Source organism: Mesorhizobium sp. M7A.F.Ca.US.006.04.2.1 (genome assembly GCF_004022915.1).
Lineage (GTDB): Bacteria > Pseudomonadota > Alphaproteobacteria > Rhizobiales > Rhizobiaceae > Mesorhizobium > Mesorhizobium ciceri.
The window spans coordinates 1-10,051 of record NZ_RZQA01000130.1 but is presented as its reverse complement, the minus strand read 5'-3'; the positions used below and the strand labels follow the sequence as shown (position 1 = coordinate 10,051).

Annotated in this window: 12 protein-coding genes; 5 read left to right on the top strand and 7 right to left on the bottom strand. The window is 61.1% G+C overall.

Annotated features, from left to right (window positions below; all coding sequences use genetic code 11):
• Both EN925_RS09845 and EN925_RS09840 read right to left on the bottom strand, forming a co-directional pair.
• Window positions 1-833: nitrilase-related carbon-nitrogen hydrolase (locus EN925_RS09845; RefSeq protein WP_281040642.1), on the bottom strand; the 833-nt coding region annotated here is incomplete at its 3' end.
• A 150-nt stretch (window positions 834-983) separates the two neighbouring features.
• On the bottom strand, window positions 984-1,700 hold the full coding sequence (locus tag EN925_RS09840) for a DNA-3-methyladenine glycosylase I (RefSeq protein WP_127385433.1): 717 nt from the start codon (window positions 1,698-1,700) through the stop codon (window positions 984-986).
• 92 nt (window positions 1,701-1,792) lie between these two features.
• Here EN925_RS09840 and EN925_RS09835 point away from each other — a divergent pair, with 92 nt between their 5' ends.
• The gene (locus tag EN925_RS09835) at window positions 1,793-2,356 is read left to right on the top strand and encodes a DUF1003 domain-containing protein (RefSeq protein ID WP_024503559.1); all 564 of its coding nucleotides are present in this window, start codon (window positions 1,793-1,795) and stop codon (window positions 2,354-2,356) included.
• On the top strand, window positions 2,353-2,940 hold the full coding sequence (locus EN925_RS09830) for a DedA family protein (RefSeq protein WP_127369361.1): 588 nt from the start codon (window positions 2,353-2,355) through the stop codon (window positions 2,938-2,940). Before EN925_RS09835 ends, EN925_RS09830 begins: the two co-directional genes overlap by 4 nt.
• 3 nt (window positions 2,941-2,943) lie before the next feature.
• Here the strand turns inward: EN925_RS09830 and EN925_RS09825 are convergent, their stop codons facing one another.
• The 3 genes from EN925_RS09825 to EN925_RS09815 form a co-directional block, all read right to left on the bottom strand.
• The gene (locus EN925_RS09825) at window positions 2,944-3,531 is read right to left on the bottom strand and encodes a hemerythrin domain-containing protein (protein ID WP_027161483.1); all 588 of its coding nucleotides are present in this window, start codon (window positions 3,529-3,531) and stop codon (window positions 2,944-2,946) included.
• 40 nt (window positions 3,532-3,571) lie between these two features.
• Window positions 3,572-3,931, bottom strand: coding sequence for a diacylglycerol kinase (locus EN925_RS09820; protein ID WP_024503562.1), 360 nt, complete (start codon window positions 3,929-3,931; stop codon window positions 3,572-3,574).
• A gap of 81 nt (window positions 3,932-4,012) precedes the next feature.
• Window positions 4,013-4,429, bottom strand: coding sequence for a GFA family protein (locus EN925_RS09815; protein WP_127369360.1), 417 nt, complete (start codon window positions 4,427-4,429; stop codon window positions 4,013-4,015).
• Window positions 4,430-4,840: 411 nt separating this feature from the next.
• Here EN925_RS09815 and EN925_RS09810 point away from each other — a divergent pair, with 411 nt between their 5' ends.
• The 3 genes from EN925_RS09810 to EN925_RS09800 all read left to right on the top strand — a co-directional run bounded on the left by EN925_RS09810 (window position 4,841) and on the right by EN925_RS09800 (window position 7,100).
• Window positions 4,841-5,908, top strand: coding sequence for a GGDEF domain-containing protein (locus EN925_RS09810; protein ID WP_027161481.1), 1,068 nt, complete (start codon window positions 4,841-4,843; stop codon window positions 5,906-5,908).
• A gap of 90 nt (window positions 5,909-5,998) precedes the next feature.
• Window positions 5,999-6,373, top strand: a complete 375-nt coding sequence (locus EN925_RS09805; protein WP_013531903.1) for an MbcA/ParS/Xre antitoxin family protein — start codon at window positions 5,999-6,001, stop codon at window positions 6,371-6,373.
• The gene (locus tag EN925_RS09800) at window positions 6,333-7,100 is read left to right on the top strand and encodes an RES family NAD+ phosphorylase (protein WP_013531904.1); all 768 of its coding nucleotides are present in this window, start codon (window positions 6,333-6,335) and stop codon (window positions 7,098-7,100) included. The genes EN925_RS09805 and EN925_RS09800 overlap by 41 nt, the downstream gene beginning before the upstream one ends.
• Window positions 7,101-7,169: 69 nt before the next feature.
• On the opposite strand, the gene EN925_RS09795 is transcribed toward EN925_RS09800, so the two are convergent.
• Window positions 7,170-8,543: a 3-deoxy-7-phosphoheptulonate synthase class II gene (locus tag EN925_RS09795; protein ID WP_013531905.1), complete on the bottom strand. Its 1,374-nt coding sequence runs from the start codon at window positions 8,541-8,543 to the stop codon at window positions 7,170-7,172.
• 134 nt (window positions 8,544-8,677) lie between these two features.
• Window positions 8,678-10,051: TRCF domain-containing protein (locus EN925_RS09790; RefSeq protein ID WP_281040641.1), on the bottom strand; the 1,374-nt coding region annotated here is incomplete at its 5' end.

Sequence of the window (10,051 nt, the reverse complement as noted above, 5' to 3'; positions counted from 1 at the left end):
ATGCAGGCGCGATAGTCAGCCTCCTCCCGGTCCGGGATTTTCGACATCGGCCCTTCCGAGCAGACCCAGTGATCGCCTTGTCTCTTCCAGGTGGTGACGTCGACCGCTTCCTCGAACTGGCTCATCTGGAAGGCAAGTGTCTTGTCGGCGCCAATGGCAAACGAAGCGCCGTCGAAGATCAGCTCGTCCTGGCCGCCAAGCTGGTTGGCATAGATCATCGGCAGCCCACATTCGATGACCTGGCGGATGACGACCTGGTGGCGGACATCGATCTTGGCGCGATAATAGGGCGAGCCGTTCGGCACCAGCAGGATTTCTGCCCCGCTTTCGGCCAGCGTCTCGCAGATATCGACATCGCCCCAGATGTCCTCGCAGATCGGAATTCCGATGCGCACGCCGCGGAAATTGACCGGCCCCTGGATCTCGGGTCCGGCCTGGAAGACGCGCTTCTCGTCGAACTCGCCGTAGTTCGGCAGATCGAGCTTGTAGCGTTCGGCGATGATCTTGCCGCCGTCGGCGAAGATGATCGAATTGTGCGTGCCGCTCTTGCGCTTCAACGGCGTGCCGATGATGACGCCGGGACCGCCATCCGCGGTGTCGGCGGCAAAGTCCTGTGCCGCCTTTTCGCAGGCTTTCAAAAAGGCCGGCTTCAGCACCAGATCCTCCGGCGGGTAGCCGGCGAGGAAAAGCTCGGTATAGAGCACGAGATCGGCGCCCTGACGTGCGGCATCCGCCCTCGCCTCGCGGGCTTTGGCGAGATTGCCTGATATGTCGCCGACAGTCGGATTGAGCTGGGCGACGGCGATGCGCAGGATGTCGAGCTTCTTGGTCATGCCTGCTGACTTAGCGCGGCAAAATTGCCCGGGCAATGGCGTTCGTTTGGACCAATTCGGAGCAAATGACGAATGTCATTCGTGTCCGGACCGATCGATTCGATCGTGTTGACCGATCGACGAATGCCGATCGTGGCAAGCGACCACGTTTCAGTCGTCGCCCATATATTCGCGCAGCGCTTGCGGCGAATGGTTCTCGCCGATCGACATCGCCAGGACGCGTGAAATATGGCGGCGCGGCAGATGCGTCTCCGCTGCCCATTGATTGATTTGCCTCTGGATCTTGTCCAAATCCTTCTTCGAAGTCGGGCTTTCGGCGATGTCGAGGCCGGCGTCGCGCAACGCCGCGGCCATATCGCCCGAGATGACGAACGCATCCCAACCCAGCCAGCGCAGGAAATACTGGCCCGTGTTGCCGCCCAGCCGGCTGCCATGCTTGCCGAGCCAGGCCATCAGCCCGACCTGGTCATCATCGGGCCATTCCGCAAGGAATTTGCCGAAACCGCCATATTCCTTCGACACACGCTCGACAAAGGCAGCATTGTCGCGAACGGATCTGATCTTCTGCGGGTTGCGTACGATGCGCTGGTCGGCCGTCAGATCGTGCCAGAAATCATCGGGCTGGAACAACAGCCGCTTCGGCTCAAAGCGCAGAAACGCCTCCTCGAAGCCAGGCCATTTCTGCTCGATGACGCGCCAGACGAAACCGGCGGCGAAGACGCGCTCAGCCATAATGGAGAGAATGCGGTCATCGGGGATGTCAGCCACGGCGGCATTGTCAGGCGCCGGACCAAGCAGCGACGTCAGTTCCTCTTCGCCGCCCTTACGTTTTGCGGCGCGAGCGCGAATTTTCTTGAAATCGGCCATTGGTCCCTCGGCAACTGGAATCAATCTAACACTTCCCGTGCGAGCCGGCAGCCTCTACCTCTTACGGCAAGCCTAAGACCCTGGAGATGGCCATGAACAAGACGATCGACGATCTGGCGAACCGCTGGCTCAAGCGGCGGCCGGACGGCCTCAGCCAGCTCGAAAGCCGGGTGCTGCAATCGACGCTCGAACGCACCACCATCTCGCGCGACACCAACAAGGCCGTTGCCTTCCACCAGACCTTCGGCGACCGGCTTGCCGATACGATCGCCCGCATCGGCGGGTCATGGTCCTTCATCCTGACCTTCATCGCCTTTCTGGTCCTATGGACGGCGGGCAATGTCTGGCTCCTGTCGCGTGACGCCTTCGATCCCTACCCGTTCATCTTCCTCAATCTCGTTTTGTCGATGGTAGCCGCCTTGCAGGCGCCGGTGATCATGATGGCGCAGAACCGCCAGACCGAACGCGACCGCATCGACGCCGCCCACGATTACGAGGTCAACCTGAAAGCCGAGATCGAGATCATGGCGCTGCATGAAAAGCTGGATGAACTGCGCCACGGCCAGATTCTCGGCATGCGCGACGAGATCGTGCAACTGACCGAGATGATCAAGCGGATCGACGAAAGGCTGTCTTCGCAGCAGTCGGCTTCATGATCGACGCGATCCACCATTTCATCGAACAATACGGGCTGCTCGCGGTCTTTGTCGGTTGCGTCGCGGAGGGCGAAAGTGCTGCCATTCTCGGCGGCTTCTTCGCCCACCAGCAGGTCTTCGTGCTGTGGCACGCCGTCCTTGCGGCCGGCCTCGGCGCCTTTGTCGGCGACACTTTCTTCTTCATCCTCGGACGAAGCTTTGCCGACCATCCCTATGTCGTCAGATTGCGCAAGCGGCCCGGCTTTCGCCGCGCCTTTCGCCTGCTCAACACCCATCCCGACATTTTCGTGCTGTCGAACCGCTATATCTACGGCATGCGTCTCGTCGGCGGCATTGCAGCCGGGCTCTCCAATATCACAGCGCCGCGCTTCGTCATCCTCAACGCGCTTTCATCGGCGGTCTGGGCGGTGCTGTTCGGTACGATCGGTTATGTCTTTGGACTTGGCGCAGAGCACTTCATCGGCCAGGCGCTGATGCATCACGAACGGTTGCTGATCGGTCTTGGCATCGGCCTGACCGTGGCCGTTCTGGCATGGCTCGTCGCCCGTCACATCGCCAGGAGGGAACGCGCCAGGGAAGGCTGATCGTCAATCCACCCCGAGCGCCCGATCCCCCCGATCGAGGATGAGCGGGACGATCAGGTCTTCCTCGTCGGCAAGATGTCTTGTCAGCATGGCGATCAGCCGGCTGTTTTCGTCGGCATAGGCGTCGGCTGCAAAGCGCTGTCTGTCTTCGCTCTCCTGCAGCGTCTTGATGAAGGCATTGGCCGCCTCGGCATTGCGCTCCAGCCCTTCATGGATGGTGTGGTGGTCGGCATCGAGAATCTCGAAGCCGCGCTTCAAACGGGGCTCGGCCTTGGCGAATACCGGGAAATATTGATAATCCTCGACATTGTGGTGACCGTCGAGATGCCCAAGAAAATGATTGAGGCGCGGCGCGAACCAGCGCGCGAAATCAGGCGCCGTCAGCCGTCCCTCACGGAAGTCGTCAATGCCGTTGGCCAGCATGCCGCCGAGTTCGCGGAACATGTCGTGCCGCTGCAGCCACATATTGGCGATGCCGTGGACGTTGGCATGGTCCTGCCAGTTTTCACGCGGGTATTTTTCGACGAGCCAGCGCAGATCGTCTGGCAGGCCCACGCGTTCGAGAAGCAGAAAATTGACGGCCCCGGCCATGACAGTCTCCTTTGGTGACTGGCATATAGGCATCGAAAGGCTAGATCGGTAGCCCAGTGATCCGCTCGATAATGGCGATGCCCCAGACACCGGCGACGATGAGCACCGAAATCAGCACCGCCAGCGAACCGCAATCCTTGGCCAACTGGATGTCGACATTGAACTCGCGGCTGAAAGCGTCGCATGCCGCCTCGATGCCGGTGTTAAGCACCTCGACCATGATCAAGAGCAGCACCGCGCCGATCAGCAAGGCATAACCGCGCCACGAGATCGAAACGAACCAGCCGAGCGGCAGTGCCAGCGCCAGCAGCATCAGCTCCTGCTGGAAAGCCTTCTCGCTGGCGGCCAGCTTGCGAAACGCCCGCACCGAATTGAAATAAGCGTCGATCAGCCGCTGCATGCCAAACCCCTTTGCGAATCACCGGCACGGGATAATGCAATGGCTGGCCAGATCAATGGAATAAGGTGACTTGTCCAAGATTCATTCAGCAACCGGTATGGACGATGTCGACTTTTCAAACTGCGGCAGCCCGTCGTCGATCGAATAATAGTCGCCCTTGTCACCGACGAAGATATGGCATTCCCCCTCAAGACCTGTCGGCTTGTCGAACGATCCCGCCATGACTGAAACGTAGTCCTGGTCTCGCGGCTTCCAGAACAGCACCGACCCGCATGCCTTGCAGAACCCACGCCTGGCGAAGGTAGAGGCTTCGTACCAGGTGATACTTTCCACGCCTTCGATCACGATGTCGACATTGGCAACATTGGTCGCGGCATAGAAATGTCCGCTCTGCTTGCGGCATTGCGAGCAATGACAATAGACGACGCCACGCAACGCTCCGTTCGTTCTGAAGCGGACGGCTCCACACAGACACGATCCCTGGTGACCACCACTCACGTCGATCCTCCTTGAAAGAAAAGTGCCTGGCATCGCCTTCAGGATTCCAGCTTTGCGGCGCACGCACGCAAGCAAATGCGACATGTACTGGCGTGGAGAATCCGAAATTCGGTTTCATTTTGAAGCGTGCGATGCGCGAATCGCGAATTCGGGCCGCTGCACCGGCGTTGTTTCCAACTGTTGGACGCGCGAACCAGAGCTTTTACAGCCCGCAGACAGAGAAAACCCGCGGAACCTTCGCCAGTTAAGAGAACTTTAGCGACAGCGCATTTATGGTCACCCTGCAAGTGAAGGCCGTGGGTGGGGACGCATCCCTTCGCAAGTTGTTCCGAAGCGTCGGTCGCATTCCCCAGGGTTCGGCGACAAAAGGGGATCCGCGAATTCCGCGGATCATCCGGGGGAAGAACCAGAATGCAGCCGGCAGCTGTCCCGACCGAACGCACCGACATCGCAGCCACTGTTGTCGCGACAATGCGCCAGTTGGGCGTGCTCGGCCTGCCGCGCAATTACGAGATCTTCTATGAGGCCCTGAGCGGCACCAATCGCGAACTCAGCCTGGCCGTCGTTTCGCTGAGCAGCCGGCCGACACAGGATGAACTGGATCAGATCGGGCGCACTTTCTTTGCCCACAACCATGGTCCTGGCATCGTCGAGCATGCCCGAGACGTCATTGCCAGGGAGCTCGAGGAGGTTGCTTCACTGCTGCGGAGCGAGCGCAGCCATATCGAGAAATACGGCAGGATCCTCGATGAGACATCGAGCGGCCTCAACGGCCGCAGCCTTCTCTCCCAGGATCTTTTGCACAAGATCGCCAACGCCATGGCGGTTGCCACCAATTCGACGATCGATCACGGCCGGCAGGTGGCCTCGACGCTCAGCGACAAGACGGCCGAACTCGAGACCGTCAAATCGAAGCTCGAGGAATACAAACGGTTGGCCGACACCGATCCCCTGACCCACATCTGGAATCGCCGCGCCTTCGACAAGGAAATCACCAGGATCTACAACAGCAACAGGGGTATCCTGTTCAACGCCCTGGTCCTTGCCGACATCGACCGCTTTAAGGACATCAACGACCGCTTCGGCCACCCGGTCGGCGACAAGATCATCCAGAGCATCGCCGATATCTTCCAGACCAGCATTCGCGGCGACATGTTCGTTGCTCGCACCGGCGGCGAGGAGTTCGCGCTGATCGTCGAGGGCGCCAGCGAGGACGCCACCTATGACGTTGCAGAGCGTATTCGTGCCCTGATCGAGCAGACGCCGTTCACCAGCAGCCAGACGGGCACGAATTACGGCACCGTCACCGTCTCGATGGGTATCTGCATGGCGTCCGAAGCCGAAGGACCCGAAGATCTCTACACCAAGGCCGACCGGGCGCTCTATCGCTCGAAGGTCAGCGGCCGCAACCGCGTCACCAGGCACTCGACGATGGCTGGCCGAGCAGGCAAGAGCTGGCTGCTCTACAAGAAGGATTGAGACTCCCGTTTGCAGATTGTTTTGCGTCCCGCCCCTTTCCATATGAATTTTTGTGGCCTATATTTTCTACAGAAATAGGAAGGCGTCGCAATGCAATCTCAAACCGCTGCCAAGACAGCCGAGAATGCAGTCCTGACCAAGGCAACGGTGCGCGCGGCCGATCTGCTGGACATCACCGCCAGAATGCTGGCCTCGGTGATCGGAGTTTCGGAGGCCACGGTTTCGCGCATGCGCAGGAACGAATTCGTGCTCGAGCGCGGCACCAAGCCATTCGAGCTTGCCGTGTTGTTCGTCAGGCTGTTCCGCTCGCTCGACGCCATTGTCGGCGGCGACGCGGTCGTCGCCCGGGCATGGCTGAAGAACGCCAACACGGCGTTCGACGCTGCTCCGCTTGAAAAGATCCTCACCATCACCGGGCTCGTCGATGTCATTGCCTATCTGGACTCCCGACGCGCTCTCGTCTGAGACCGTCGGCATCGACAGCAAGTACTGGCGCATGGTCGAAGCGCAGCACCATGTCTCGACGCTGAAAATCGTCGACACGCTCGACGAACAGGCGATGCTGGAAGACCTGATCGAGGAAACCAAGCCGCAGATCCCAATTGAATGCCGCCATCTCCACTATCTCCTGGCGACGCCCTTCCGCTACGGCTCGGTCTATCCGCACGGTTCGCGCTTCCGCCGTGCCGGCAGGACCAAGGGCGTCTACTATGCGGCCGAGACCATGATGACCGCGGTGGCCGAAATGGCCTTCTACCGGCTGCTGTTCTTTGCCGAGTCGCCCAAAACACCCTGGCCAAGCGACGCCGCCGAATACACGGCCTTTGCGGCCGCGATCAAATGCGCCAAGGTGATCGATCTCACCCGGCCGCCGCTCGATCGTGACGCAACGGCATGGACGCATCCGACCGACTATGCCGCTTGCCAGGCCATTGCCGATACTGCCCGCGAGGCCGGGCTGGAGGCGATCCGCTACCGCTCGGCGCGCGATCCCAAGGGCGCCAACATTGCGCTGCTGACCTGCCGCGGCTTTGCCAAGGCAAAGCCGCTGGAGCCGCGGACCTGGCGCATCCGGCTTGGTGCGTTCGGCGTGCAGGCGATCTGCGAGTTTCCGGAAAAGCGCATCGAGTTTTCAAGGACGGCGTTTGCTGACCCCAGACTCGCCGGCCTGCGCTGGGAACGCGGGCACTGAACCAACTAAAAGAAAAGCGCCGGATTTCTCCAGCGCTTTTTCCGTCAGCCGTTCAGGCCGAAATCGAGCCTAACCGTTCGCAACCTGCTTGTGCTGCACCGGGTGGCTCTTCTTGAGCAGGTCTGACACCAGGAACGCCAGTTCGATCGCCTGGTCGGCGTTGAGGCGCGGGTCGCAATGGGTGTGGTAGCGGTCCTGCAACTCCTCGGCGGTGATGGCGCGCGCGCCACCGGTGCATTCGGTGACGTTCTTACCGGTCATCTCGACATGGATGCCGCCCGGATGCGTGCCTTCGGCGCGGTGCACTTCGAAGAAGGTCTGAACCTCCTTCAGGATGCGGTCGAACGGCCGCGTCTTGTAGCCGGCGGCCTCGATCGTGTTGCCGTGCATCGGGTCCGACGACCACACCACCGAGCGGCCTTCCTTCTGCACCGCGCGAACCAGCTTCGGCAGATGGTCGGCGACCTTGTCGGAGCCGAAACGTGCAATCAGCGTCAGCCGGCCGGGTTCATTTTCGGGGTTGAGCAAGTCGATCAGCTCCAGCAAGCCGTCCGGCGTCAGCGACGGACCGCATTTCAGGCCGAGCGGGTTCTTGATGCCGCGGCAATATTCGACATGCGCATGGTCGGGCTGGCGGGTGCGGTCGCCGATCCAGATCATATGGCCCGAGGTAGCGTACCAGTCGCCGGAGGTCGAATCGACACGCGTCAGCGCCTCCTCGTAGCCGAGCAGCAGCGCCTCATGGCTGGTATAGAAATCGGTCTCGCGCAGCGCGTAGTTGGTTTCCGAAGTGATGCCGACGGCCTTCATGAAGTCCATCGTCTCGGTGATGCGGTTGGCGAGCGACTCGTATTTCTCGCCCTGCGGGCTGTCGGACACGAAGCCGAGCATCCAGCGGTGCACATTCTCCAGGCTGGCATAGCCGCCTTGCGCGAAGGCGCGCAGAAGGTTGAGCGTCGCCGCCGACTGGCGGTACGCCATCTCCTGGCGAGCGGGATCCGGAATGCGCGACTTCGGGTCGAATTCGATGCCGTTGATGATGTCGCCGCGATAGCTGGGCAGCGTCACCTCGCCCTTGGTCTCATTGTCGGACGAGCGCGGCTTGGCGAACTGGCCGGCAACGCGGCCGACCTTGACCACCGGCTGCGCGCCGGCGAAGGTCAGCACCACCGACATCTGCAGGAAGACGCGGAAGAAGTCGCGGATGTTGTCTGCGCCGTGCTCGGCGAAGCTCTCGGCGCAATCGCCACCCTGAAGGAGGAATGCGTCACCGGCAGCGACCGAAGCGAGCTGCTTCTTGAGCTTGCGCGCCTCACCGGCAAAAACCAGCGGCGGAAAGGTTGCGAGCTGGGCCTCCGTGTTCTTCAGCGCTGCAAGGTCCGGATAAGCAGGAACCTGCTTGATCGGCTTTGCTCTCCACGAATTCGGCGACCATTTCGTCATCGCTGCACCCAACGCTCTTTCCAGCGGCCTATACTCCGCCATTCCCGCCCCAATTGGGGATCGCGGCTCCATACACGAAGCCGATTTCCTATTCTAGACCGGAATTTCAGCGCTGGCGAATGGTCCGAGGCTAGCTACGCCGCCTTCTCCACCAGCCGTGCCAACTGCGTCATGACGACCGCCGAGCCCGCCAGCCTCTTCTCGGCTGTCGGCCAGTCGCGCACGAAGACGACACTGTGGTCCGGCCGGATCTTGGCCAACGATCCCTGTTCGCCAATGAACTTGACCAGCCCGACCGGGTTGGAGAATTCGCGCTTGCGGAAATGGATGACGACGCCCTTCGGCCCGGCGTCGAGTTTTTCGACATTGGCCTTGCGGCAGAGCGCCTTGATGAAGACGATCTTCAACAGATGCTTCACCTCCTCCGGCAGCGGGCCGAAGCGGTCGATCAGCTCGGCGCCGAAAGCGTCGATTTCCTCGGTGTTTTCGAGATCGCCGAGACGGCGATAAAGCGCCAGCCGGAGCTGCAGGTCCGGAACATAGCTTTCCGGGATCATCACCGCCGTGCCGACGGCAATCTGCGGCGACCAGCCGCCATCCTGCACCTCGCCCGAATCCTTCACCTCGGCGACGGCTTCTTCCAGCATCTGCTGGTAGAGTTCGAAGCCGACCTCCTTGATGTGTCCGGACTGCTCCTCGCCGAGAAGATTGCCGGCGCCTCTGATATCGAGGTCGTGGCTGGCCAGTTGGAAGCCGGCGCCCAGAGTGTCGAGCGATTGCAGCACCTTGAGCCTCCGCTCGGCGGTGTCGGTCAGCTTGCGGTTGGCCGGCAGCGTGAACAGCGCGTAGGCCCGCACCTTCGAACGGCCGACGCGGCCGCGCAATTGGTAGAGCTGCGACAGGCCGAACATGTCGGCGCGGTGGATGATCAGCGTGTTGGCGGTCGGAATATCAAGGCCGGATTCGACGATGGTGGTCGACAACAGCACGTCGTACTGGCCGTCATAAAAGGCATTCATGATGTCGTCGAGTTCGCCCGGCGGCATCTGGCCATGAGCCACCGCCACCTTCAACTCCGGCACGGATTCCTTCAGGAAATCATGTATTTCCGAGAGATCGCTGATGCGCGGCACCACATAGAAAGAATGGCCACCGCGATAGCGTTCGCGCAGCAGCGTCTCGCGGATCACCAGCGGATCGAAGGGCGATATGAAGGTGCGCACCGCCATGCGATCGACCGGCGGCGTGGCGATCAGCGACAGCTCGCGCACCCCGGTCAACGCCAGTTGCAGCGTTCGCGGGATCGGCGTCGCCGACAGCGTCAGCACGTGCACGTCGGTCTTCAGGTCCTTCAGCCGTTCCTTGTGCTTGACGCCAAAATGCTGCTCTTCGTCGATGATCAGCAGACCAAGGTTCTTGAACGAGATCGCGGAACCGAGCAGCGCGTGCGTGCCGATGACGATGTCGACCTGGCCTTCGGCGATGCCTTTCTTGGTCTCGGCCAGTTC

Coding starts and splice junctions, on each gene's coding strand:
- EN925_RS09840 (WP_127385433.1), bottom strand. CDS start 1,700: ATGGCCGATTTCAAGAAAATTCGCGCTCGCGCCGCAAAACGTAAGGGC.
- EN925_RS09835 (WP_024503559.1), top strand. CDS start 1,793: ATGAACAAGACGATCGACGATCTGGCGAACCGCTGGCTCAAGCGGCGG.
- EN925_RS09830 (WP_127369361.1), top strand. CDS start 2,353: ATGATCGACGCGATCCACCATTTCATCGAACAATACGGGCTGCTCGCG.
- EN925_RS09825 (WP_027161483.1), bottom strand. CDS start 3,531: ATGGCCGGGGCCGTCAATTTTCTGCTTCTCGAACGCGTGGGCCTGCCA.
- EN925_RS09820 (WP_024503562.1), bottom strand. CDS start 3,931: ATGCAGCGGCTGATCGACGCTTATTTCAATTCGGTGCGGGCGTTTCGC.
- EN925_RS09810 (WP_027161481.1), top strand. CDS start 4,841: ATGCAGCCGGCAGCTGTCCCGACCGAACGCACCGACATCGCAGCCACT.
- EN925_RS09805 (WP_013531903.1), top strand. CDS start 5,999: ATGCAATCTCAAACCGCTGCCAAGACAGCCGAGAATGCAGTCCTGACC.
- EN925_RS09800 (WP_013531904.1), top strand. CDS start 6,333: ATGTCATTGCCTATCTGGACTCCCGACGCGCTCTCGTCTGAGACCGTC.
- EN925_RS09795 (WP_013531905.1), bottom strand. CDS start 8,543: ATGACGAAATGGTCGCCGAATTCGTGGAGAGCAAAGCCGATCAAGCAG.